This is a genomic window from Paracoccus sp. MC1854, assembly GCF_014164635.1.
Taxonomy (GTDB): Bacteria; Pseudomonadota; Alphaproteobacteria; order Rhodobacterales; family Rhodobacteraceae; genus Paracoccus.
Map to the genome: position 1 here is coordinate 1 of NZ_JACJFU010000016.1, position 22,063 is coordinate 22,063.

General features: G+C 69.3%; 22 protein-coding genes and 1 pseudogene. 14 read left to right on the top strand and 9 right to left on the bottom strand.

From position 1 onward, the window contains the following. The 3 genes from H5395_RS12265 to H5395_RS12275 form a co-directional block, all read left to right on the top strand. A partial coding sequence (locus H5395_RS12265) for a hypothetical protein (RefSeq protein WP_220495017.1) occupies positions 1 to 230 on the top strand: 230 nt, incomplete at its 5' end. A gap of 169 nt (positions 231 to 399) precedes the next feature. Beyond that, positions 400 to 807, top strand: a complete 408-nt coding sequence (locus H5395_RS12270; RefSeq protein ID WP_182792870.1) for a CopG family transcriptional regulator — start codon at positions 400 to 402, stop codon at positions 805 to 807. A gap of 29 nt (positions 808 to 836) precedes the next feature. Beyond that, positions 837 to 2,063, top strand: a complete 1,227-nt coding sequence (locus tag H5395_RS12275) for a PHB depolymerase family esterase (RefSeq protein ID WP_182792871.1) — start codon at positions 837 to 839, stop codon at positions 2,061 to 2,063. Between the two features lie 307 nt (positions 2,064 to 2,370). On the opposite strand, the gene H5395_RS12280 is transcribed toward H5395_RS12275, so the two are convergent. From H5395_RS12280 to H5395_RS12290, 3 genes are all read right to left on the bottom strand, one after another. Continuing rightward, positions 2,371 to 3,354 carry a tripartite tricarboxylate transporter substrate-binding protein gene (locus H5395_RS12280; RefSeq protein ID WP_182792872.1) on the bottom strand — a complete coding sequence of 328 codons (984 nt, stop codon included), beginning with the start codon at positions 3,352 to 3,354 and terminating at the stop codon, positions 2,371 to 2,373. Between the two features lie 214 nt (positions 3,355 to 3,568). After that, positions 3,569 to 4,699, bottom strand: a complete 1,131-nt coding sequence (locus H5395_RS12285) for a CaiB/BaiF CoA-transferase family protein (RefSeq protein ID WP_182792873.1) — start codon at positions 4,697 to 4,699, stop codon at positions 3,569 to 3,571. Beyond that, complete coding sequence (locus tag H5395_RS12290) at positions 4,696 to 5,907, bottom strand: acyl-CoA dehydrogenase (RefSeq protein WP_182792874.1); 1,212 nt, start codon at positions 5,905 to 5,907, stop codon at positions 4,696 to 4,698. Before H5395_RS12290 ends, H5395_RS12285 begins: the two co-directional genes overlap by 4 nt. Before the next feature lie 88 nt (positions 5,908 to 5,995). On the opposite strand from H5395_RS12290, the gene H5395_RS12295 reads away from it, so the two are divergent. The 5 genes from H5395_RS12295 to H5395_RS12315 all read left to right on the top strand — a co-directional run bounded on the left by H5395_RS12295 (position 5,996) and on the right by H5395_RS12315 (position 8,477). Next, positions 5,996 to 6,889 carry a LysR substrate-binding domain-containing protein gene (locus H5395_RS12295; RefSeq protein WP_182792875.1) on the top strand — a complete coding sequence of 298 codons (894 nt, stop codon included), beginning with the start codon at positions 5,996 to 5,998 and terminating at the stop codon, positions 6,887 to 6,889. A 10-nt stretch (positions 6,890 to 6,899) separates the two neighbouring features. Next, the gene (locus H5395_RS12300; protein ID WP_182792876.1) at positions 6,900 to 7,142 is read left to right on the top strand and encodes a hypothetical protein; all 243 of its coding nucleotides are present in this window, start codon (positions 6,900 to 6,902) and stop codon (positions 7,140 to 7,142) included. A gap of 361 nt (positions 7,143 to 7,503) precedes the next feature. Next, entirely contained in the window at positions 7,504 to 7,851 is a 348-nt protein-coding gene (locus H5395_RS12305) for a Mur ligase family protein (protein WP_182792877.1), read from the top strand. Further along, complete coding sequence (locus H5395_RS12310) at positions 7,788 to 8,261, top strand: hypothetical protein (RefSeq protein ID WP_182792878.1); 474 nt, start codon at positions 7,788 to 7,790, stop codon at positions 8,259 to 8,261. The genes H5395_RS12305 and H5395_RS12310 overlap by 64 nt, the downstream gene beginning before the upstream one ends. A 6-nt stretch (positions 8,262 to 8,267) precedes the next feature. After that, a complete protein-coding gene (locus H5395_RS12315) occupies positions 8,268 to 8,477 on the top strand; it encodes a hypothetical protein (protein WP_182792879.1) in 210 nt (69 codons plus the stop codon). Between the two features lie 260 nt (positions 8,478 to 8,737). Here the strand turns inward: H5395_RS12315 and H5395_RS12320 are convergent, their stop codons facing one another. After that, positions 8,738 to 10,309: a carbohydrate-binding domain-containing protein gene (locus H5395_RS12320; RefSeq protein WP_182792880.1), complete on the bottom strand. Its 1,572-nt coding sequence runs from the start codon at positions 10,307 to 10,309 to the stop codon at positions 8,738 to 8,740. On the opposite strand from H5395_RS12320, the gene H5395_RS12325 reads away from it, so the two are divergent. Then, positions 10,296 to 10,643 (top strand): hypothetical protein, encoded by a 348-nt coding sequence (locus tag H5395_RS12325; RefSeq protein ID WP_182792881.1) that lies wholly within the window; start codon positions 10,296 to 10,298, stop codon positions 10,641 to 10,643. The genes H5395_RS12320 and H5395_RS12325 overlap by 14 nt on opposite strands. 459 nt (positions 10,644 to 11,102) lie before the next feature. Further along, positions 11,103 to 12,983, top strand: coding sequence for a PAS domain-containing protein (locus tag H5395_RS12330; RefSeq protein WP_182792882.1), 1,881 nt, complete (start codon positions 11,103 to 11,105; stop codon positions 12,981 to 12,983). Between the two features lie 472 nt (positions 12,984 to 13,455). Here the strand turns inward: H5395_RS12330 and H5395_RS12335 are convergent, their stop codons facing one another. The 3 genes and pseudogenes from H5395_RS12335 to H5395_RS12345 form a co-directional block, all read right to left on the bottom strand. Beyond that, positions 13,456 to 14,445 carry a hypothetical protein gene (locus H5395_RS12335; protein ID WP_182792883.1) on the bottom strand — a complete coding sequence of 330 codons (990 nt, stop codon included), beginning with the start codon at positions 14,443 to 14,445 and terminating at the stop codon, positions 13,456 to 13,458. An 824-nt stretch (positions 14,446 to 15,269) separates the two neighbouring features. Then, positions 15,270 to 15,923 carry a recombinase family protein gene (locus H5395_RS12340; protein ID WP_182792884.1) on the bottom strand — a complete coding sequence of 218 codons (654 nt, stop codon included), beginning with the start codon at positions 15,921 to 15,923 and terminating at the stop codon, positions 15,270 to 15,272. 421 nt (positions 15,924 to 16,344) lie between these two features. Continuing rightward, positions 16,345 to 17,398, bottom strand: a pseudogene (locus H5395_RS12345) (IS110 family transposase). 22 nt (positions 17,399 to 17,420) lie between these two features. Here H5395_RS12345 and H5395_RS12350 point away from each other — a divergent pair. Continuing rightward, positions 17,421 to 18,332: a recombinase family protein gene (locus tag H5395_RS12350; protein WP_182792885.1), complete on the top strand. Its 912-nt coding sequence runs from the start codon at positions 17,421 to 17,423 to the stop codon at positions 18,330 to 18,332. A gap of 164 nt (positions 18,333 to 18,496) precedes the next feature. Here H5395_RS12350 and gph read toward each other — a convergent pair whose 3' ends face one another. Together gph and H5395_RS12360 are read right to left on the bottom strand one after the other, a co-directional pair. Next, positions 18,497 to 19,177, bottom strand: a complete 681-nt coding sequence (gene gph / locus H5395_RS12355) for a phosphoglycolate phosphatase (protein WP_182792886.1) — start codon at positions 19,175 to 19,177, stop codon at positions 18,497 to 18,499. Between the two features lie 22 nt (positions 19,178 to 19,199). Next, positions 19,200 to 20,009 carry an IclR family transcriptional regulator C-terminal domain-containing protein gene (locus H5395_RS12360; protein ID WP_182792887.1) on the bottom strand — a complete coding sequence of 270 codons (810 nt, stop codon included), beginning with the start codon at positions 20,007 to 20,009 and terminating at the stop codon, positions 19,200 to 19,202. Between the two features lie 179 nt (positions 20,010 to 20,188). Here H5395_RS12360 and H5395_RS12365 point away from each other — a divergent pair, with 179 nt between their 5' ends. Genes H5395_RS12365 through H5395_RS12375 form a run of 3 tightly spaced genes read left to right on the top strand, consistent with a single transcriptional unit; the run spans position 20,189 to position 22,054 of the window. Beyond that, positions 20,189 to 20,869: a 3-oxoacid CoA-transferase subunit A gene (locus H5395_RS12365; protein WP_182792888.1), complete on the top strand. Its 681-nt coding sequence runs from the start codon at positions 20,189 to 20,191 to the stop codon at positions 20,867 to 20,869. Positions 20,870 to 20,891: 22 nt separating this feature from the next. Next, positions 20,892 to 21,560, top strand: coding sequence for a 3-oxoacid CoA-transferase subunit B (locus H5395_RS12370; protein WP_182792889.1), 669 nt, complete (start codon positions 20,892 to 20,894; stop codon positions 21,558 to 21,560). Between the two features lie 11 nt (positions 21,561 to 21,571). After that, positions 21,572 to 22,054: a nuclear transport factor 2 family protein gene (locus H5395_RS12375; protein ID WP_182792890.1), complete on the top strand. Its 483-nt coding sequence runs from the start codon at positions 21,572 to 21,574 to the stop codon at positions 22,052 to 22,054. Positions 22,055 to 22,063 lie beyond the last annotated feature (9 nt).

A 22,063-nucleotide genomic window follows, 5' to 3' on the forward strand; every position in this document is an offset into this window, starting at 1 on the left:
CCCATCATTGTAGGATTTCCAGTTCGTCGTGCGGTAGCGGGTGGGTTCAGGCCTGGTCATGGCAGGCCCTTAACCCGCTGGACCACTCCAGTGAATCCTTCCGAGGGCAGAGTTCTGCAACAACGCCCAACACCATCATCCAGGGCAGCACCGACAACGACACCCAAGCCGAGTTCGAGATCGAGCTGACCGGGCTTCGCACCCTGACGGCGGGCGACTTCATCCTGTAACGGGACCGTCCCCGGCCGGCAGGCCGCAGCAGAACCGGGCCGCAGGCGTCACCCCCGACGCCTGCGGCCCGGCCTTTTTCGCGGACCCGTCCAGCCGCGGAAAAGCTTTCGTTCCCCCTTGCGCTGGGGCCATTATCCTCCATATACCATCTATATGGATGGCAAGAAGATGAATCAGAAACCTGCAAAGCTGCTCGACAACGAGAAGATCACCATCAACCTGGGCCATGTGGACCTCGGCCGGATCGACCTGCTGGTGCAGGAAGGCTTCTACGGCAACCGCAGCGACTTCATCCGCACGGCCATCCGCAACCAGTTGACCGCCGAGGCGGATGCCGTCAGCCGATCCATCGAGCGCCACACGCTGGAGATGGGCCTGCGCGACGTCACCCGCGCCGAGCTTGAGGCGGCGGTGGCCCGCGGCGAGACGCTGCACATCAAGGTGGTGGGGCTGGCGCGGATCGCGCCCGACATCGACCCGGAACTCGCCCGCGCAGCCATCGGTTCGCTGACCGTGCTGGGCGCGCTGCAGGCCCCGCCTGCGATCAAGGCGGCCCTGAAGGACCGCATCACCTGAGGGCCGAGGCCCGCGAGGAAAACAGAGACATGGACAGCCAATTCGCGACGGCGATGAGCCGGGCGCTTGAACAGACACGCGCCGGCAACCCCGCCGAAGCCACCCGGATCATCCAGGCGGCGCTGGCAGGGGGCGGGGCGCCGCAGGCGGACACCGTGGCAACAGGCGCGGCTGCCGCCATGCCGCGCAAGCCCCTGCCCGGGATCGAGGACGCCGAGGTGGTCGAGGTGCATCCGCCCCGCCAGCCCGCGCCCGGCCTTTCGGGCCTGAGCGGCCTCAAGGCTCCGCACATGCAGCAGGGCGATCTGCAGCGGATGCTGGACAACCTCGGCTGCATGGTGCCGCAAGGGCTGAACGGGCTGCCGCAGGGCCTGCCCGGCATGGCCCGCACGACCGCGCAGCCCCCTGTCCCCGAGGGCGCGCGCTACGAGACGCGCAGCTTCGCCTCGGACCACGGGACGCGGGACTACCGGCTGTTCGTGCCCTCGGACCGCGATGGCGGGCCGAAGGGGCTGGTGCTGATGCTGCACGGCTGCACCCAGAACCCGGATGATTTCGCCTGCGGCACCGACATGAACCGCCATGCCGAGCGCAACGGCCTGATCGTCGTCTATCCCCACCAATCCCGCGCCCATAACGCGCAGGGCTGCTGGAACTGGTTCCGCCCCGAGGACCAGCGCGCCGGCTCGGGCGAGGCCGCGCTGCTGGCGGCAATGGCCCAGGCGGTCGCGACCGAGTTCGCGGTTCCCGCAGACGCCGTCTTCGCGGCGGGCCTGTCCGCAGGCGGCGCGATGGCCGCCACGCTGGCCGCGACCCATCCGGACGTTTTCGCCGCGGTCGGCATCCATTCCGGCCTGCCCCACGGGATCGCCCATGACATGCCCTCGGCCTTCGGGGCGATGCGCGGGCAGGGCGGGCGGGCGCCGCGCAAGGCCGAAGGCTCGGTCCGCACCATCGTCTTTCACGGGATGGCCGATGCCACGGTCCACCCCTCGAACGCCGAGGCGCTGGTGGCTGCCGCCGGTCCCGCCCTGCGCGGCACTGCGCGGCGCGAGGCGGGCCGGTCCGACGGCGGGCGCAGCTACAGCCGCGAAATCGTCGAGGCCCCGGACGGCACGCCCCTGGTCGAATCCTGGCGGATCGAGGGCGCGGGCCACGCCTGGTCGGGCGGCCGGTCCGAGGGCAGCTACACCGACCCCGCAGGCCCCGGCGCCTCGGCCGAGATGGTCCGCTTCTTCCTGCAGCGGGGAAAGTGAGCGGGACGGCGGGCATCACCCCTGCAGGACCGACGGGCTTCGAGGCTGGGTGAACCTGCTGCCCGCGATCCCGTGCCGGTCAGGAACCTGACGTCAGCCGGTGCCGGCGACCGAACGCCTTGATCGTTCGTCGGGGCCGTGCCCTCGAAAGCGGAGAGAATGCTTGTCGTCATCGAAGCCGAGTCGGGCCTGTCGCACCCCCTGCGGACGCCCGGCAGGCGAAAGCAACTGCACCCCGGCCCTGCGGGGCCGGGGTGTTCAGACATGAACGGCAGGCAGGCGGCCTGCCGTCAGGGCGCAGAATGCCTCAGTCCACCTTGATCCCGGTCGCGGCGATGAGGTCCTGCCACTTGGCGACCTCGGCTTCCTGCGTGGCCTGCAGCCCTTCGGGCGTCGCTTCGGCGGCGGTCGCGGGGGTGGTGGCAAGCTCGGCGAAGCGTTCGGTCACCAGCGGGTCCTGCAGCGCCTCCTGCAGTGCCGCGACCACGGTGTCGATCACCGGCTGCGGCATCTCGGCGGGACCGTAAAGCCCCAGCCAGACCGTCGTCTCGAAGCCTTCCAGCCCCGACTCGGCCAGCGTGGGCAGGTCGGGCAGCGAGGGCAGCCGCTCGGCGCTGGTCGTGGCATAGGCCTTGACCGCGCCGCTGCGGATATGGCTGATCGTGTTGGTCGCCTGCTCGCAGATCAGGTCGATCTGGCCGCCCAGCAGGTCGGTCAGCGCTGGTCCGGTGCCGCCGTAGGGCACCATGATCATCGGCGTTTCCAGCCGGTTTTCCAGCAGCAGCCCGCAGAGATAGGACGGCCCGCCGACGCCCGCGTTGCCGAAGGCCACGTCCTCGCCGTTGGTGCGGACGTAGTCCAGCGCCTCGGCCGCCGTTCCGGGCGGCAGGTCCTTGCGGCCCACCAGCGTCATCGGCGTGTGGCTGACGACGCCGATCGGCTGGAACGCCTCGCGCGAGCCGTAAGCCAGCTTGGTGTAGAACAGGTCGTTCGTGGCCTGCGCCGAGGTGTGCAGCATCAGGGTGTAGCCATCGGCATCGGCCCGCGCGACCTGGCCCGCGCCGATGGTGCCGCTGGCGCCGCCGATGTTCTCGATGATGATCTGCTGGCCCAGGGCCCGCGACATCGGCTCGGCCACCAGCCGCGCCACGGTGTCGGTCGGCCCGCCCGCCGAATAGGGCACCACGAGGGTCACGTTCCGGGTGGGATAGTTGTTCTGCGCCATCGCCGTTCCGGCGCCAAGGGGCAATGCGGCAAGCGCCAGCGCGAAAGACCAATGCTGAATCGTCATGTTTCCTCCTCTTGCCTGCCATCGGGACGGCAGGTCCACTGTCGGGTTGTTAGCGGGCGCGGCGGCATTGTGCCACTGGGCGACGCCCGCTTGCTCATGTCTCATTTCCCCCAGGGACGCGCTGAATCTTTGATCCCGGCAAGGGTGGTCCGGCTTCCGCCGGTATCCACGCTTTCCTCATCTGCCGGGCCTTCGAGGCTGCATTTATTCCCCTTCACGCCCCGCGCGTGGAAAGCATCGGCGCGGCCTTTTCCAGCACCAGTTCGCTGCGGGAAAATGCGATGGGGGTGCGCAGGCCGGGGATGCCCTCGGGGGCGATCTTCAGGCCCCGCGCCACGATCTGCGGTTCCGCCAAGGCATCGGCGACCGAGTTGATGGGACCGGCGGGGACGCCCGCCGCTTCCAGCGCCGAGATGATCCCGGCGCGGGTCCGGCGGGCCGTGGCCGCCGCGATCCGGGGCACCAAGGCCTCGCGGTTCGCCACGCGGGCGGGGTTGGTGGCGTAGTCGGGGTTTTCGGCCAGCCCCTCCAGCCCCAGCGCGGCGCAGAGGCCCGCGAACTGCCGGTCGTTGCCGCAGGCGATGATGACATGGCCGTCGGATGCCGGAAACGCCTGATAGGGCACGATATTGGGATGCGCGTTCCCCAGACGGCGCGGGGTCACGCCGCCGATCATCTGGTTCATCGCCTGGTTGGCCAGCACCGCGACGCCCGTGTCCAGCAGCGACAGGTCCACCCGCTGCCCCCTGCCGGAACGTTCCCGTTCGGCCAGCGCGGCCTGAATGCCGATGACGCCGTAAAGGCCGGTGAAGATGTCGATCCAGGCGACGCCGACCTTCTGCGGCTCGCCCTCGGGTTCGCCGGTCAGGTCCATGATCCCGCACATCCCCTGGATCAGGAAGTCGTAGCCCGGCTGCGTCGCCCTCGGCCCGTCCTGCCCGAAGCCCGTGACCGAGGCATAAACGAGGCGCGGGTTCGCCGCCGACAGGCTTTCATAGTCCAGCCCGAAGCGCCTCAAGCCGCCGACCTTGAAGTTCTCGACCAGGACATCCGCCGTGGCGATCAGGTCTTTCAGCCGCTTCAGGTCATCCGCGTCACCGAAGTCGCAGGTGATCGAGCTCTTGCCCCGGTTCGCCGCGTGGAAATAGGCCGCGACCCGTTCGGTCCCGCCATCCGGCCGGGGCCGGTCGAGGAACGGGGGTCCCCAGCGGCGGGTGTCGTCGCCCTCGGGGGCTTCCACCTTGATGACCTCGGCGCCCAGATCGGCCAGCGTCTGGCCGATCCACGGGCCGGCAAGGATGCGCGCCAGTTCGACGACGCGCAGCCCGGCAAGCGGCGCGCTCACGCGAAGGCCTGCAGCCCGGTGATGGCGCGGCCGAGGATCAGGGCGTGGACGTCGTGCGTCCCCTCGTAGGTGTTCACCGTCTCCAGGTTCTGGGAATGGCGCATGACCTGGTATTCTTCCGAGATGCCGTTGCCGCCGTGCATGTCGCGGGCGATCCGCGCGATCTCCAGCGCCTTGCCGCAGTTGTTGCGCTTGACGATGGAAACCATCTCGGGTGCGGCTTGCGCCGCATCCAGCAGCCGCCCGACCTGAAGGCTCGCCTGCAGGCCCAAGGCGATCTCGGTCATCATGTTCGCCAGCTTGAGCTGGTAGATCTGCGTGTTGGCCAAGGGCCGGTTGAACTGCTTGCGGTCCAGACCGTATTGGCGGGCGGCGTGGAAGCAGAACTCGGCCGCGCCCATGACGCCCCAGCTGATGCCGTAGCGGGCGCGGTTGAGGCAGCCGAAGGGACCCTTCAGCCCCTCGACGTTGGGCAAAAGCGCGTCCTCGCCGACCTCGACCCCGTCCATGACGATCTCGCCGGTGATCGAGGCGCGCAGGGACAGCTTGCCCTCGATCTTCGGCGCGGAAAGCCCCTTGGTGCCCTTGTCCAGCACGAAGCCGCGGATCTTGCCGCCATGAGCCTCGGACTTGGCCCAGACCACGAAGACATCGGCGATGGGCGAGTTCGAGATCCAGGTCTTCGCGCCGTTCAGCACATAGCCCGCATCGGTCTTCTTCGCGGTGGTCTTCATCCCGCCGGGGTCCGACCCCGCGTCCGGCTCGGTCAGGCCGAAGCAGCCAATGAACTCGCCCGAGGCCAGCTTCGGCAGGTATTTCCGCCGCTGTTCTTCCGATCCATAGGCATAGATCGGATACATCACGAGGCTGGACTGCACCGACATCATCGACCGATAGCCCGAATCCACCCGCTCGACCTCGCGCGCGACCAGCCCGTAGCTGACATAGGACGCCCCCAGCCCGCCGTATTCCTCGGGCACGGTCACGCCCAGAAGGCCCATCTCGCCCATCTCACGGAAGATGGCGGGGTCGGTTGCCTCCTCGCGGTAGGCGGCGATCACGCGGGGGGCCAGCTTGCCCTGCGCATAGGCGCGGGCGCTGTCGCGCATCATCCGCTCGTCCTCGGACAACTGACCCTCCAGCCGGAAGGGGTCTTCCCAGTCAAAGCGGCCAAGGTCAGGGGCGTCCTTCGGGGAAAGCGCGGGCATGTGATACCTCCATTCATTGGCGGCATGACTAGCACGGCGCCGCAACAGCCTGTAGCGATGATTACTCCTCAACCCATGAGTTTCAATCATGATCGGCACGCGCTACCAGTATACCCCCAGCATCCCGGAACTGCGCGCCTTCGTGCTTTGCGCCCGGCTGGGGACGGTTTCGCGGGCGGCGGATGCCCTGAACCTGACGCAGAGCGCGGTCAGCCGATCCATCCGCGGGCTCGAGGACCGGCTGGGCGTGGCCCTGTTTCAACGCATCCGCCAGCGGATGGTGCTGTCGGACGCGGGACGGGCGATGCTGCGCGACGCGGAAGGCATCCTGAACGACCTCGACCGGACGGCACAGATGGTGATGGCCTTCGGCGGAAACCGGCAGGTCCTGCGGCTGGCGGTGTTGCCGACCTTTGCCGCGACCTGGCTGATCCCGCGCCTCGGCGGCTTTGCCGCGCGCCACCCCGGCATCTCGCTGGACCTGACCTCGGCGCTGGGGCCGGTCGATTTCGAGGACAGCCCATTCGACGCCGCCATCCAGCGGGCGGAACTGGCGCGGCCGGGGACACGGGCGGTGCCGATCCTGCCCGAAACCCTGATCGTCGTGGCGGCCCCCGGCCTGCGGGTTCCCGCGGACCTGTCGGGCGTGCCCCTGATCCAGCAGGCGACGCGGCCGCATCTGTGGCTGGACTGGATGGCGGCGGCAGGGCTGAAGGCCGAGGCCGTCCGCGGCCCGCGTTTCGCCCATTTCGAGATGGTGATCGCGGCGGCCCGCGCGGGCCTTGGCGCGGCGCTGCTGCCCGACATCTTCGCCCAGCCCGACCTGGAACGCGGGACGCTGGCGCAGGTCAGCCCGATGTCCCTTGTCGGCCCCTCGCCCTATGCCCTGATCCACCCGGACCGCCCGCCGCAGGGCACCCTTGCGCTGTTCGCGCAATGGCTGGAAACCCGCCCCGGCATTGTCCCGCCCGCGGCGTCGTGACGGCATGAAGATGCGAGACCGGTTCACCGGGCCGGTCCACTGCCTGCCGGTGCATGGCGCCCGCTGCCCGCAGGCGCGACCGCGCGGCAGTGATCGCGGCAACGGCGATGCGGGCGGGGGAAAGTCCCTTCTTCACCAGCATCTCGGCCGCATCCTGATGGAACGAACCGAGGGCGTTGCCGCCGGAGAGGCAGAGCCGGTGATCGCGCGCTTCAGACGCCGCTGCATCGTCGTGCCCTTTGTCTCACTTTGAAAAAATCAGTGGCCTGTGAAGTTTATTGTCCCCCCGGGCGCCGGTCAGGAACCGTGATCCGGGAAGCGGGCTTCCCTGCCAGACCGGGGCAGCGCGGGCCTTCAAGCCAGTTGCCGGCAACCGCTCGCGACAGGAAGAAACGAAAGATGAGTTCTGATTCTGCCCGACCGATGACGATTCGTGCGGAGCGAACTTGACCCGAGGGCACGGGAAGACTGGCCCACGAACCGGCTGGAGGGCTTCGCCGACCGGCTGATGCAGGAACGGCCGGGGCTGCAGGACCGGGCTGCTGCTTCGGCGCGCCGGGCGGCTTCCTGCGCCGGCTTCGGGACGGCGCCTGGCTCGGCCATGTGGCGGGGGCATGCTGCACGAGGGCCTCGGCTTCGACTGGTGCGGCATGGCCGCGGTCCTGAATGTGCAGGAGAACCACATCGGCCTGAAGGGCATCGACAGCATCGAGGACCTCGCCCGCCTCAAGTCCATCGTCACCGAATCCGTCCACCGCAATGGCGCGGGCATCCTGAACCCCGACGATCCGCTGACCGCCGCCATGCGCCGTCATGCCGGGGATCGGATCGTGTTATTCTCGCTGAAGGGCGGCAAGGACATGCCCGCCTTCCCGCGCGAGCATGTGGCAGGGGCGGCATGGCGGTGGTGCGCGATGGCGCCGTGCCGGTCCTGCGCCGCCACGGCGAAAGCCGGCGGCTGAGGTGGACGGCCGACATCCCGGCCACCATGGACAGGATGGCCGGGTTCAACGTCCAGAACGCCATGGCGGCGGCCATGGCCATTGCCCATGGGGTGGAACCCGGGGCGGTGGCGCGGGCGCTCTTTACCTTCACCACCTCGTTCGAGCAGTGCCCGGGCCGGTTGAACATCCACGACAGCCACGGCTTCCGCGTGATCCTCGATCACGCGCACAACCCGGCCGGGCTGGCGGCGCTCGGCAAGGTCGTGACCGGGCTCACGCCCCGCCATCCGCGTTCCATCGGCATGATCAACATTCCCGGCGACCGCCGGGACGGGAACATGCTGGCCCGGGACGCGGCCGGGGCGGGCTTTCCGCCCGAGCGGATGCACCGCGTGTCCGACGAGGACCCGGCGGATGGCGAGGACTGAAGGCCCATGCGATCCACCGGAACCGGACATTCCGCAGAAAAGGTCGCAGCAATCAGGAGCAGTCCGATATGGGCGATCATCGTGCATGGCGGCGCCGGAGAGGTCGAGCCGGAGGAGGCGGAGGCCAACCGCTCGGGCTGCCTGCGGGCGCTTGCCGCCGGGCAGGCCGTGCCGGAAGGTGACGGATGCGGTCGAGGCCGCGATCCGGGTGCTTGAGGACGACCCCACCTTCAACCCGGCCATGGCAGCGACCTGAACGACGCCGGAGAGGTCGAGATGTGCGCGGCTGGATCAGCACCTTGCCCTTGGGCTTGCGCCACCAGACCGCCATCAGCCGCGACCGCAAGAGGAGAGCTGTCGTTTATGCGCCCCTGCAGTCCGGCCCCATGTGCCTGTATGGGACCGCTGCGCCGGATGGCTCCGCTGTGTCCAGGGGGCGTCCGCGCCGCCGGATCGGACGGCTGCGTCAGGCCCGCTCAGAAGTCCCAGTAATCCGTGCGGGTCTGATGGAAGCTTTCGTCCCTGCCGTTCACCTCGCCGTTCAGCACCACCTCGTCCACGTAAAGGTTGCGGTCGCGCGCGGCCGAGCCCTCGTAATGGTCGTTGAGGAAGGTGATCGCCACCCGATCCGAGCCGTCGAGGCCGAAGTCGCCGCGGAAGACGAAGCTGTCCCATTCGCCTGCAGCCCGGTCCGCCGTCACCGTTGTCGAGGTGGAAACCACCCTGCCGTTCACGCTGAGTGCGAATGCCGGATCGCCCTTGAAGGCGTCGCCGTTGACCTTGACGGCAAGGGTATCCTCGTCCCTTGGCCCCGCAGGCGGGGCTGCGGCCGTGCCGCTGGCCACCAGCCGGAAGTTGTCCAGAAGCGCGCCATGGCCGTCGCCGGCCTGCGAGGCAACCTCGCGGATGGTCAGCCGGTCGGTCCCCGACTGGCCGGTGACGGTGGCGGTGAAGCTGCCCCAGTCCTTGCCGGGCTTGGCGACCGCCACCACCCTGTCGTTCCAGACCACCTCGACATCCTGGGTCCAGACAGCCCGGTCGGGCCTCGCCCGCAGGTCGAAGCCGAGGCTGTAGGACCGGCCTGCGGCGGCATCGATGTCTTGGTAAAAGCCGTCGCGCCCGCCCGCGAAGTCGAGTTCAAGGAAATTGACGCCCTCCGTGGCCCGGACGCCCTTGTGGTTGTTCCAGACCTCGATCCGGCCCCCTGTCAGCGCCGTCCAGCCCTGCAGCGACTGGAACGCGCCATGCTGGTCCGACCCCACGCCGGCCGTCTCGAACGAGCCGTTCACCAGCAGGTTTCCACTGGCCGGGGGCGGCGGCAGCGGAGGTTCCGGCAGGGCCTCCACCTGGCCCGTCGCCACCAGGCTCTCGAACCATGCCCGGGCCATGCCGGCGTACCCCGCCGCATTCATGTGGACGCCGTCCGGCGACAGGCCGGCTGTGGTCACGCCGCTGTCCACCAGGGTCACGCCGAGCGCCCCGTATCCCTCGGCCACCATGCGCTCCAGCCCCTCGTTGAAGGCGCGGATGGTGTCGTTGTTGGTCCGGCCCGGATCGCCATCCGCCGTCCAGATGTCGCCGCCCACCGGCGCCAGCGTCATCAACTGGACCATCGGGCTTGCCCCCGATCCCACGATCTGGTCCAGCAGGACCCGCATCTCGGCCAGCATCGTCCCGGCACTGTCGCCAAGCCGGACGTCGTTGGTGCCCAGGTGGACCAGCACAACATCGTCCGAAGTCATGCCGGCCTGCTCGATGAGGAACCGGACGGCTGTTCTTGACCCCGAGTCGATGGTATGGCTGTAGCTTCCGTCCCGGTCGCGGATCGCCTCGTTGACCGGGCGGGTGAACCAGTCGATCGTCTTGCCCGGATAGCCGTTATGGTCGGCGTCACCGATGCGGCCGTCGCGATCCAGCCCCACCAGGTCGAAGCCCAGCTTGCCGCCGCGCAGCATGTCCTGCAGGGGGCCGCGATAACCCCCGGGGGAGGAAAGATTTTCATACATGCCGTAGGTGTTGGAATCCCCGAAGGGCATGATCCTGGTCATCGTTCGCATCCTCCCGAAGTTTGTTCCGAAAGCATCGGCGATATCCTGCCAACCCCATAGCAGAATTCCGCCGGGCAGGAGCGTGCCGCAGGAATGCAACAAGCGGGAGACGGACTGCCCGGCGATCGCCAGCGGAACCGGGCTGAAGAACCTGGATGAGATGGCCATCGCTGCCGCTCTCACCGCCTTTGTCGCGCGGCGTGCAGGCTTGTCCCGGGGCGGGCGCTGCTGCCTGACGCCGGCGAAACACCTTGTTGTCCCGGCGCTTACCGGAGATTCGGTGTGGACAGGGATTGCCGATGAGATCGGGGTTGCCGTTCAAGGCATCCGGTGATTGCGTTCGGGCAACTGCCAGGGCCAATGTCGTGGACGGGGTGATCCGGTGCCAAAGGCAGCAACCCGTCAGGCAGGGTGCGACCCGCTCTTTCCGGCAGCACCTCTCATGCTGCGTTGCGTAACATTTGATCGGTTCCGCTGTCGCCGGATTGCGACTATGCGGGCCGGGACGGAAGCCGCGCCAAATACCGAGAAAACAATCTCTTGGCGCTGGTGCTGCTTGTATGCTTGTTTGCCCGGTCGGAACGAAGGCTTTTCGATGGTTCAGAAATCACCCTGCGGGAGGCCGGGCCGGACATCGTCCGGGCCAGAGGCGTCCTGCGTCCTTTTCACCAGAGGCTGAGCACCGGCCTGTCCCGGCGCCCATAGCCGGTTTCGGATATCAACACCCTTCCCCTGCCTTCGTATCGCCCGCGCAGGACGGCGTGCAGGACATGTCCCACAAAGAGCAGATCGGATGAAACAAGATAACAGCATCCAGAACTCCGGCTTCCTTTCGGGCGGCGGCGAGCTTGGCGAACGCATCCGGCTGCATGATTGGGCCGGCACGCCGCCCGGCCCCATCGAAGGCTGGCCGCAGGCGCTGCGGCTGGCGCTGTCGATCTGCCTGCATTCCAGCTTTCCGACCGCGATCTACTGGGGGCCCGATTTCCGCCTTCTTTACAACGACGCCTGGTCGCCGGTCCCGGGCGAGCGTCACCCGGCCGCCCTGGGCCGGCCCGCGGCCGAGGTCTGGTCCGACATCTGGGACGTGGTGGGGCCGCAGCTTGCGCGGGTGATGGAAACTGGCGAGGGCTTTTCGACCTTCGACCAGATGCTGCCGATGGTCCGGCATGGGGTCCGGCGGGAAACCTACTGGAACTACAGCTTCACGCCGATCCGGGAGGAGGACGGCGCCGTGGTGGGCGTCTTCAACCAGGGCCATGAAACCACCGCCGCCATCATGGCGCACCGCGACGCCCATGCCGAGATCGACCGGCTCGGGCGTCTCTTTGCCCAGGCCCCGACCGTCGCCGGCATCCTGCGCGGCCCCGACCATGTGATCGAGGTCGTCAACCCGGCCTTCAAGGAAATGGTTGGCCGGACAGACATCGAGGGGATGACGGTCGCCGAGGCGCTGCCTGAGCTGGTGCCGCAGGGCTTCCTGACCCTGCTGGACCGCGTTCTGGCGACGGGCGAGCCCCATGTCGGCCGCGCGGTCCCGATCACCTTCCGCGGGCTGTCGGGCGAGGGGCCGCAGGAACGCGTCGTCGATTTCGTCTACCAGCCCCTCGGCGATCCGGGCGGGCTGGTGCAGGGCGTCTTTGTCCAGGTCACGGACGTGACCCATGCCGTCCGCGCCGAGGCCGCCCTGCGCGAAAGCGAGGCGCGCTACGCAGCGATCGTGAATTCCATCGACCAGATGATCTGGTCGGCCCTGCCCGACGGCAGCCACGATTACTTCAACCACCGCTGGTATGACTTCACCGGCGCGGCGCCGGGGACCACCGACGGCGCGGGCTGGAAGGAGATGTTCCACCCCGAGGACCAGGAACGCGCCCAGGCGGCCTGGATGCACTGCGTCGCGACGGGCGAGCCTTACCATATCGTATACCGGCTGCGGCACCGCTCGGGCCGCTATCGCTGGGTGGTGGGGCGGGCGCTCTGCATCCGCGACGCCGAGGGGCGGATCACCCGCTGGTTCGGCACCTGCACCGACATCCACGACCTCAAGGAGGCCGAGGCCAAGCGCCGGCTTCTTCTGCGCGAGATGGACCACCGGGTGAAGAACCTGTTCGCGGTCGCGCTGGGGATGGTGTCCATGACGGCGCGCGGCGCGGCGTCGGTCCCGGCGATGGCCGAGGCGCTGCGGGGCCGGCTGGGGGCGCTGGCCAAGGCCCATGACCTCATCCGTTCCGCCGTCGGGGGCGAAACGGGCAAGGGCCAGATCACCCCGCTGCACGAGTTGATCGAAAAGATCGCCCGCCCGCATCTCGGCGCGGATGGCGGGGACCGGATATCCTTCGACGGCCCCGAGGTCATCCTGGGGGAAAGCGCCTCCGTGGGGATGGCGCTGATCTTCCATGAACTTGCGACCAATGCCGCCAAATACGGCGCGCTGGCCACGGCCGAGGGCCGCATCACCGTCACCTGGTCGGCCTCGGCGGAGGAACTGGCCCTGGTCTGGAAGGAAGAGGTCGGCGGCGCGGGGATCACCCCGCCGGACACCCAGGGTTTCGGCAGCCAGCTTGCCCATGCCACCGCCACGGACCAGTTCGGCGGCGCGATCAGCTTCGACTGGCAGCCGGGCGGCCTTGTCATCGACCTGAGGGCGCGGCTGGATCACCTGCAACAATGACGGCCGGCCCGGCGGCGGACAGCCGCCGGTCCTGTTCCGCTTCATCCACGTCCTGCGATGCGGCTGTCCGGCATGGGCACGGACACCGTTGACGAGGCTGAAGGCGGCTTCAGGAAGCACTGCCTTGGGATGGATTCCGCAGGCCCGCGTCAGCGCCTTGCACACCGCGACAGGCGCCAGGCTGCCGCCCGCCTCCGGCCTTTGATCGCCGGTTCGCGAGCCATGACGCTTTCAGGATCGGCCAGCGCATCATCCTGACCGATGCGTTTGCATCCCTTGGAACGATCCCTGATGCGGGCACGCAGGCAGTTGCCCGAGGGCCGCCTGAACGGCCTGATGGCGGCAGGCCGGACGTGTTCCCAAAGAACAAAGGGGCGCAAGCCGCCGTGGGCAGAGGCCCGATCTTCCCGAGGCTCGGCCGGACATGATCCCGCTCTGTTCCGGGCGGGCAAGGCGGGAAGCGCCCCTGCCGCTACGCCCTGCCCTTCAGCAGCCTGTCGATCCCCGACATCGCCGCATCCAGTTCCGACATGATGCGGTCCAGCCGGTCCTCGTCGAACTGTTCGCGCAGCCGGGACGGATGCTTCCCCCTTTCCCCGAGCCGCTCGGGCGCCCCGTGCGGCCTGCGGACGCCGGGCAGGGGCGTCATGCGCGCGGCCAGCGAGGGAAGCGCCCAGAAGCGCGCCGCGCGCCGGGCCATGAGGTTCACGAGGCAGCCCGCCTCGACAAGCTCACCGATCAGGGCAAGCGCCGTCCGGCGGGTCACGCCCAGGCGGTCCACCACCATCGCCGAGTTGATGACGGGCTGCAGCTTCAGGAACTCCACCAGGTCGGCCCGCCGCGAGCGGCCATGCGCGGTGGCGGCCATGGACTGCAGCCGCGCCAGTTCGTGGCGCAGGCTGCCGAGGTGGCCGAGATCATGCGACAGGCTGCGGGACGCGGCCTCAAGGAAGGCGGGCAGGCCCGAAAGCGGCGACCATTGGCGAAAGCCGTTGCGGGTCAGCGCCACCGAGGGCGCAAGGACCCAGCCTGCCTCGGCCGGCATCAGCAGCGCCTGCGCCCCGGCGTCCTCGGGCTGGGGGCGGGGCGCTTGCGGCGACAGTCCGCGCAGGTGGCGCGCGGCGCCCTCGACGGCCATGAAGACCAGCCGCTCGGCCGCCGGGCTTTCGCGGCGCGAGCGCAGGGCGTAATCCGCCGCCGCCCGCCAGCCCGCGAGGATCGGCACCTGCCCCCAGGCCCGCCCCGCCTCGGCCACAAGCGCCAGCTCGGCATCCTCCAGCCGGTTCGCGGCTTCCCCGGCCCGGCCGACGGGTGCCGCCGCGGCCTCGATCCGGCGGAGCGTCTCGGCCGGCGCGGCGAAGGGATCGCCCGGCCGCCGGGCGACCGAGAGGATCTTCAGCGCCATGCCGGTCGCCCGCGCGTCCTCGGCGACGGCGATGGCGCCGGTCAGGCGCAGCACCATCCCCGGGGTCGTGATCCTGTCCCCCTCCAGCCCGACCGAGGCTGCGGCTTCAAGCAGGCTCGCCTCGGTGCGCCACAGCCGGGCCAGCGCGGGATCGGCCAGAAGGATGCCTTCGAGCCGCCCGGCGAGGCTCTCGGCCTGGAGGATGAGGGGGACGCTATCCAGCTGTAATTATGAACTTTTCAGGTATCTTGTTTCACATAGCACGGGTTGTCTCTACTTGCAGGGGCGTTTTTTGTCCACGCCACTACAACCGACCCGATGCGGGCCTTGCCGAGACCGGTCCTGTCACCCGCCAGCCGGAAAGATCATGCGAAATCCCCTGCCCTGCCGTGATCCTCGCTGCCGCAAGGCGAGGATGCGCGGCAAGTGATCCGCCTTGAACACGCCTGCAAACGGCCGTTTCCTCGTGCCTTGTCGATTTGCAAACCTCGTCCGGAACTGGCCGTCTGCAGGCATGAAATCCCCGTTCACCCCGCAACAGGGCAGTTCCGGCGCTTCTTCCGGCCAGGCTCTGCGTCACCGCGGCTCACGCGGGCGAGAGGCGCCCCACGTCGTTCTTCGTCCCCATGAGCGGACGGACCCCGGCCTTCGCGGCAGGGGGCATCCCCCCGCACTTCCCGGAACTACCGCGGATGTGCCATATGCCGGACGATCGCACCGCCGATCATCCCTTGCCGAAGGCCACCATGAAGCCATGACAGCAGCGGCGCGCAGGGCAGGACCGGAACGGACAACCCCGGCCGGGCCTGCGAGTGGCGACGCCCGGCGGCCTCCCTCATGCTGATCAGCTATGCTCGGGTTGTCTAATCGCGGATAGCGGGTCAAGCGCCCTTTGCGACATCTCCGTCCAGATCGTCGGCGGCCAGTTCATCACCAAGCAGGTCCCGACCGGGCCGTTTCAGCGCGCCGCTGGCGTGGAGGTAGTGATAGAGGGTCGAGGGCCTGATCCCGCCCAGTTCGGCGCAGATCGACGAAATCGACCGCGCGCGATCGGCCATGAGGTGCCGGGCGTAGCGCAGCTTGTCGGCCGTCATGACCCGCGGCCGCCCGCCCTTGCGCCCGCGGGCACACGCCGCAGCAAGGCCCTCCCTGACCCTTTGACGGATGACGTTGCGCTCCATTTCGGCGAAAGCTGCCTGGATCTGCAGGAACGCGCGCCCCTGCGGCGTGGTGGTGTCCATCGGCGAGTTGATGGCCCGGAACGCCACCTCGCGCGCGGCCAAGGCGTCAATGAGCTGCACCAGCTCGCCGGCGAGCCGGCCCAAGCGGTCGAGATCGAGCACGACAAGCACGTCGCCTGCGCGCAGCCAGTCGAGACAGGCCTTCAGTCCGGGCCGGCCCTCCGCGCCTGTCGCCCCCGAGGCCCGGTCCTCGAACACCCGCTCGCAGCCTGCGGCGGCCAGGGCGTCCAGCTGCCGGTCCATGATCTGGCCCCCTTCCGTGGTGGAAATGCGGGCGTAACCCACCAGTGCCATGATCCGATCCTTCCTGCCCCTTCCGGCTCACGACAAAGCCTCGCAGGTGACTGCTTGTCGCATGCAGATTTCTGCGGGATTGTCGTGACGGGGACAAGACCAGACGGCGCCCAACGCCGCCCGGCATGCCGCCTTGCGACAATCAGGTGTTTGTCGCAAGGCCGGTCGTGGGATCCACGCATGTCGCCGCGAGCGCGCTGGCCGGGGTCGGGGTTGTCTCCGCGGTCGGCACGGAAACGACCGCCGCACGATGGTGTCCGAACGAGGCCCCGCAAGGTTAGCGAGCGCAGTTCCCCATCTCGAGGACTGCCGCGGGCATAGCGCGGTGGCCTGGTCGCGTCCCGGCGGACGCTCCGCCGCGAGCGGCGGATTTCTGCGGTCGTGTCTTCTGCCGCTATTTGGAACGATAAACCTGTGCGCCTTAGGTGGCTGCGTTGCCCGCCTCGAAGGGGCGTCCGCTGCGCCACATCGCGTGCAGCACCACGACCAGCTTGCGCGCCACGGCCACGTTGGCGCGCTTGAAGCCGATGCGCTCCCGCAGCGCAGTGCCCCAGCGTCGGATCGCACTGTCGGCTTTGCACCGTGTCAGGATGTGCGCGGCCGCCTCGTAGAGGTAGGAGCGCAGGAGCTTGTCCCCGTGCCGCGAGATGCGCCCCTGCATGTCGATGGTACCGGACTGGTAGCGTCGCGGCGTGAGCCCGATCCAAGCGGCGGCCGTTCGGCCCGAACGGAACGCCTCCGGGTCGCCGATGGCCGCCACGAAGCCCAGGGCCGTCAGGTGGCCCACCCCGGGCGCCGTCATCAGGAGGCGGCAACGCGGGTCGGCCCGAACGGCGGCGCGGATTGCCCGGTCGTGCTGGACGACTTGGGCCCGCACGGCCTGCCACGCCTCCAGCATGGGCATGACGATTGGCACAAGGTCGGGGCGGTTCGCGAGGTGCTCGCGCACGCGGCGGTCGAAGGCCCGCGCGCCGCCGTTGCCCGGTCCGGCCGCCAGCATCAGCCCGAAGGTCCGCGAGCCGCACCGCGCAAGGCGTTCGCGATGTCGATCTGCGCCCGCAGGAGCGCGCGCCGCGCGTGAATCAGCGTCCGCAGCCGCACGTCGTCCCATCCCTTGAGGCGAACCTCGCGGTAAAGGCCTGCGCGCGAGCCAGGTGCGCGAGCCCACGGGCGTCGTTGGCGTCGGTCTTGTTCATCGTGACCGACAGCGCCGCGTGCGCCTGCCGGGCGTCCATGCAGACCACCGGCAGGCCTCGGTCGCGCAGCTCGTGGCCCAACCAGGTCGACAAGCAGCAGGTCTCGAGGCCGACCTTGACGAGGTCGCTCGCGAACGGCGCGAGCGCCTCGGCCAGAGCCTCGGGATGGGTCAGTGACTTGCCCCGCCACAGGCAGGTCCCCGTCTCGTCGACGACGTGGACTTGCGTGCTCGCCTTTGACACGTCCAGGGCAGCGTAAACCGGCATGGCGTCCTCCATGGTACTAGGCCAGGATCACAGCATGCTCCATCCGATCAGGCAGTGGGCGCCGCGATTACGCCATGTCTCGACGGACGAGCAGACCACAGCCCCACAGGTCGCGGAACTGCAGGCCGCCGGCTGCACCGACATCCGGTCCGAGACCGGCTCGGGCGCCTCGCGCGCCCGTCCGGTCCTTGCCCGGCTGCTGCGCGAGATCGCCGCCGGCGACACGCTGGTCGTCGTCCGCATCGACCGCCTCGCGCGCTCGCTGTCCCACCTGCTCGAGGTGATCGAGGCGGTCGAGGCGCGGGGCGCGCATTTCCGCTCGCTGCACGACCCGATCGACACGGCAAGCCCGCAGGGCAAGTTCACCCTGCAGGTCCTCGGCGCCGCGGCGGAACTGGAACGGGCGCTGATCCGCGAGCGGACCATGGCGGGGCTGGCCTCGGCCCGCGCCGCCGGCCGGGTGGGCGGGAACCCCGGCCTGAAGCGCGGCGACAGCGCGGCGCGGCGCAAGGTCGCCCGCGCCCGCGACGAGAGCTATCTTGCCCGGCTGGAGGCGAGCGCCGGGGAATGGGTCCCGCTGGTGCGCCGCCACCGCCCCGACATGCCCTGGCGCGACCTCGCCCGCCTCGTCAACGCCCGCCGCCCCGCGGGCACGCCGCCCTGGACCGCCGAGCGGCTGCGCCGCGCCGTGTCCCGCTTTGTGCGCGAAGGGCTGCTGCCGGAAACGGTCCTTGCGCGGGCACGCCCGGCCCCGGGCGACGATCGGCTGCTTGCGGTCGTGGCCGCGATCAAGGGGGCGGACCCGCGGATCACCCTGCAGGGGATCTGCCACCGGCTGGAGGAGATGCGCGAGCGCACCCCGCGCGGGCGGACCGACTGGCAGCCCTCCAGCGTGAAGATGCTGGTCGACCGGGCAAGGGAAAGGGGCCTGCTGGGCCGCGGCTGACCCCGGCGGGACGGCCTTCGCCTGCGGTTCCCCGCGCCCTGCCCTCCGGTCCTGTCATCCGGCGCCGGAACCGGACAAGCCTGCCTGCGGATGGACGACAGGCAGGTGGCAGAGACCTGCGACGGTTTCTCGAACTTTCCCTTTTCCGGCTTTACCCGGGGCGGTCAGCCGCCTGCGCCGCGTTCCGGGGCTTGGCCGGCGAGCAGGCCGCCCACGAGGCCGGGCAGCCGCGACCAGTCGCCGAAAGCCGCATCCGCCGCCGTCTCGTCCAGCGACGGGCCGGCATAGCCGCCGGTGTAAAGGATCACCGGCATCCCCGCCCCGCGGGCCGCGCCGATGTCGGCGGCGCTGTCGCCCACCATCACCGCAGGCCCGCCGCCAAGGCGCGCCAGCACCTCGCGCAGGGGCGCAGGGTCGGGCTTGCAGCCCAAGGGACTGTCGCCCCCCAGCACCGCCCCGAAGCAGGCGCCCAAGCCCAGGCCGTCCAGCAGCGCCTCGGTCAGTCCCTGCGGCTTGTTGGTGCAGACCCCCAGCCGGAAGCCCCGCGCCGCCAGCGCCGCCAGCGCCTCGGGCACGCCGGGATAGGGCCGGGTTTCCACGCAGATGCCTTCGCCGTAGCAGCGCATGTAGCCGTCGTGCCAGTCGTCGAAGCCGTCGCCGGGCGCGCCCGCCGCCTCCATCACCCGGCGCACCAGCACGGGAACCCCGTGGCCGACGAAGCCGCGCAGGCGGTCCACCGGCAGGGGGTCGTGGCCGCGCTCGGCCAGCGCCCGGTTCATCGCCATGTGCATGTCGGGCACGCTGTCCACCAGCGTGCCGTCAAGGTCGAAGATCACCGCCGTCATGCCGCCCGCCCCCTGCACGCCGCTACCAGTTCATCACCCTGGACAGGTCCGCCGAGGTCTTCAGAAGCTCGGGCAGGAACACGTCCCGCAGGTCCGCCGTCGAATGCCGGGCCGTCGAGGTCGAGGCGTTCAGCGCCGCCATCGTCCGCCCGAGATCGTTGACGATCGGCACCGCGACCGAGCGGATGCCGATCTCAAGCTCCTGGTCGAGGATCGCATGACCCTGCGCCCTGATCCGCGCGATCTCGTCCAGAAAGGCCGCGCGGTCCACGATGGTGCGGGGGGTCAGCTTCTGCAGCGGGAAGCGGTCGAGCCAGATCCCCAGTTGCTCGTCCGACAGGCTGGCCAGCAGCACCCGCCCGACCGAGGTCGAGGCCGCCGGCAGCCGGGTGCCGTTGACGATCCGCGAGGAATAGATGCGCCGCACCTCGACCCGGCAGACATAGACCACCGATTCAAGGTCCAGGATCGCCACCGAGGCCGATTCGTCGATCACCTGCGTCAGCGCGTGCAGCAGCGCCACGGCCTGGTCCCCCAGCCCGATGGGGGTCTGGAAGCCCTGCGACAGCCGCAAAAGCCGCGGCGTCAGCCAGAACTGCTTTCCGTCCGAATCGACGTAGTTCATGTCCTTCAGCGTCAGAAGCAGCCGCCGCGCGGTGCCGCGCGTCAGGTTCGTCAGCTTCGCCACCTCGGTCAGCGTCATGCGTCCGCGCTGGATGTCGTTGCCCGGCAGGGTGAAGGATTCCAGCACCCGCAGCCCCCGCGCCAGCGCCTCGACAAAGTCGGTGGAACGGCCCGTGCCGGCGACGGCGGCCTCGTCGATCTTGTTCATGTTCACGGTAGCCGGGAAAAAGGTTGGCGGTCTTGCGAAGAGGCTGCAGGTTAGCTGCGGCATTCCATCGCCACAAGTCCGGTATGCGAACAACTGTCTTCTTGACAGACGCGTGAGCATAGCCCAATATTGGACAAAAGTTCGCATACTGGACTTTTGGGCGCGGGGAGGCGTCGGGGATGATAGACAAGACCGTTACCTCTGTGGCCGAGGCGCTTTCGGGCATCACCGACGGCATGACGCTGCTGCTTGGCGGCTTCGGCGCGGTGGGCCAGGCGACCCACCTGATCGAGGGGGTGCTGGAAACCGGCGTCAGGGACCTCGTGGTGGTGGCCAACAACGCCGGCTACGGACAGGTCGGGCTGGCCCGGCTGCTGAAGGAAGGCCGCATCCGCAAGCTGATCTGCAGCTATCCCCGGATCGTCGGCTCGACCATCTTCGAGGAAGTCTACAAGGCCGGCAGGCTGGAACTGGAACTGGTGCCGCAGGGCACGCTGGCCGAACGGATGCGGGCGGCGGGCGCGGGGATCCCCGCCTTCTACACCCCCACCGGGGCCGGCACGAAACTGGCCGCGGGGAAAGAGGTGCGCGAGTTCGGCGGCCGCCAGCACGTCCTTGAACAGGCGCTTCCCGGCGACGTGGCGCTGGTCGAGGCCTGGCAGGCCGACCGCTGGGGCAACCTGACCTACAAGGACGCCAGCCGCAACTTCAACCCGGTCTGCGCCATGGCGGCGGGGCTGACGATCGCGCAGGCCCAGCATCTGGAACCGCTGGGAACGCTGGACCCCGAGGTGATCGTCACCCCCGGCATCTTCGTCAACCGCGTCGTGCATATCGAATACGGGGCCCCCCGGCTCTGACACCGGTCATCGAGAGGTCATCATGGACAGCACAAGCTGGAAGCCGCGTTCCCGCCGCGAGATCGCGGCCCGGATCGCGCAGGACATCCCCGAGGGCTGGTATGTCAACCTGGGCATCGGCGTGCCGACGCTGGTCGCCGACGAGGTGCCCGAGGACCGCGAGGTGGTCTTCCATTCGGAGAACGGCATCCTCGGCATCGGTCCCGCCCCGGACGAGGGTGACGTCAACCCCTGGCTGATCAACGCGGGCAAGCAGTACATCACCCTGCAGCCCGGCGGGTCCTATTTCCACCACGCCGACAGCTTCGCCATCATCCGCGGCGGGCATCTGGACCTGTGTGTTCTGGGGGCCTACCAGGTCGCCGCGAACGGCGACATCGCCAACTGGGCGACCTCGGAAAACGACACCGCGCCCGCGGTGGGCGGGGCGATGGACTTGGCGGTGGGCGCGCGCCGGGTGTGGGTGGCGATGAACCACGTCACCAAGGACGGCGCCCCGCGGCTGGTCGAAAGCTGCGCCTATCCGCTGACCGCCCCCGGCGCGGTCGGGCGCATCTACACCGACCTGGCCGTGATCGACGTGACCCCCCGCGGCTTCGAGCTTGTCGAGATGGTGCCCGGCATCACCCATGACCAGTTGCAGGGCATGACCGGCGCCGAGCTGCGCCCGGCCCGCGTGACGGCCGCTTGAAGGAGGCAAGGATGAACGATCTGGACGCCAGGCTGCGCGCGGTCGAGGACCGGCAGGCCATTTCCGAACTGCGCGCGCATTACTGCCATGTGCTGGATGCCCGCGACTGGGACGCGCTGGCCACGCTGTTCACCGCCGACGGCGAGTTCCAGGGCCTTGCCCATGTGACCGGCCGCGACGCCATCCACCGCTTCTTCAGCACCACGGTGGACCGGCTGGCCGAAGGCTTCTGGCATTTCTGCACCAACGCCACCGTTCAACTGGACGGCGACACCGCCACCGGCCGCATCTCGATGCAGTATCTGTCGGTCAAGAAGGGCGTGTCCTACGTCTCGGCCGGGCATTACGACGACGAGTTGCGGCGCGAGGATGGGCTCTGGCGTTTCCGCAAGCGGCAGATCACCTTCTACTACCACGCCCCCCTGTCGGAAGGCTTCGTGGGCAGCCCGCAATACATCACCCCCGAGGGCCTGCCGCTGCCGCCGCGCGCCTGATTGCAAAAG

What these genes read in the sequence shown, in the direction of transcription:
- H5395_RS12270 (WP_182792870.1), top strand. Translation starts at nt 400, where the DNA reads ATGAATCAGAAACCTGCAAAGCTGCTCGACAACGAGAAGATCACCATC.
- H5395_RS12275 (WP_182792871.1), top strand. Translation starts at nt 837, where the DNA reads ATGGACAGCCAATTCGCGACGGCGATGAGCCGGGCGCTTGAACAGACA.
- H5395_RS12280 (WP_182792872.1), bottom strand. Translation starts at nt 3,354, where the DNA reads ATGACGATTCAGCATTGGTCTTTCGCGCTGGCGCTTGCCGCATTGCCC.
- H5395_RS12290 (WP_182792874.1), bottom strand. Translation starts at nt 5,907, where the DNA reads ATGCCCGCGCTTTCCCCGAAGGACGCCCCTGACCTTGGCCGCTTTGAC.
- H5395_RS12295 (WP_182792875.1), top strand. Translation starts at nt 5,996, where the DNA reads ATGATCGGCACGCGCTACCAGTATACCCCCAGCATCCCGGAACTGCGC.
- H5395_RS12300 (WP_182792876.1), top strand. Translation starts at nt 6,900, where the DNA reads ATGCGAGACCGGTTCACCGGGCCGGTCCACTGCCTGCCGGTGCATGGC.
- H5395_RS12305 (WP_182792877.1), top strand. Translation starts at nt 7,504, where the DNA reads ATGCTGCACGAGGGCCTCGGCTTCGACTGGTGCGGCATGGCCGCGGTC.
- H5395_RS12310 (WP_182792878.1), top strand. Translation starts at nt 7,788, where the DNA reads ATGGCGGTGGTGCGCGATGGCGCCGTGCCGGTCCTGCGCCGCCACGGC.
- H5395_RS12315 (WP_182792879.1), top strand. Translation starts at nt 8,268, where the DNA reads ATGCGATCCACCGGAACCGGACATTCCGCAGAAAAGGTCGCAGCAATC.
- H5395_RS12325 (WP_182792881.1), top strand. Translation starts at nt 10,296, where the DNA reads ATGATCCTGGTCATCGTTCGCATCCTCCCGAAGTTTGTTCCGAAAGCA.
- H5395_RS12320 (WP_182792880.1), bottom strand. Translation starts at nt 10,309, where the DNA reads ATGACCAGGATCATGCCCTTCGGGGATTCCAACACCTACGGCATGTAT.
- H5395_RS12330 (WP_182792882.1), top strand. Translation starts at nt 11,103, where the DNA reads ATGAAACAAGATAACAGCATCCAGAACTCCGGCTTCCTTTCGGGCGGC.
- H5395_RS12335 (WP_182792883.1), bottom strand. Translation starts at nt 14,445, where the DNA reads ATGGTGCTGCGCCTGACCGGCGCCATCGCCGTCGCCGAGGACGCGCGG.
- H5395_RS12340 (WP_182792884.1), bottom strand. Translation starts at nt 15,923, where the DNA reads ATGGCACTGGTGGGTTACGCCCGCATTTCCACCACGGAAGGGGGCCAG.
- H5395_RS12350 (WP_182792885.1), top strand. Translation starts at nt 17,421, where the DNA reads ATGCTCCATCCGATCAGGCAGTGGGCGCCGCGATTACGCCATGTCTCG.
- gph (WP_182792886.1), bottom strand. Translation starts at nt 19,177, where the DNA reads ATGACGGCGGTGATCTTCGACCTTGACGGCACGCTGGTGGACAGCGTG.
- H5395_RS12360 (WP_182792887.1), bottom strand. Translation starts at nt 20,009, where the DNA reads ATGAACAAGATCGACGAGGCCGCCGTCGCCGGCACGGGCCGTTCCACC.
- H5395_RS12365 (WP_182792888.1), top strand. Translation starts at nt 20,189, where the DNA reads ATGATAGACAAGACCGTTACCTCTGTGGCCGAGGCGCTTTCGGGCATC.
- H5395_RS12370 (WP_182792889.1), top strand. Translation starts at nt 20,892, where the DNA reads ATGGACAGCACAAGCTGGAAGCCGCGTTCCCGCCGCGAGATCGCGGCC.
- H5395_RS12375 (WP_182792890.1), top strand. Translation starts at nt 21,572, where the DNA reads ATGAACGATCTGGACGCCAGGCTGCGCGCGGTCGAGGACCGGCAGGCC.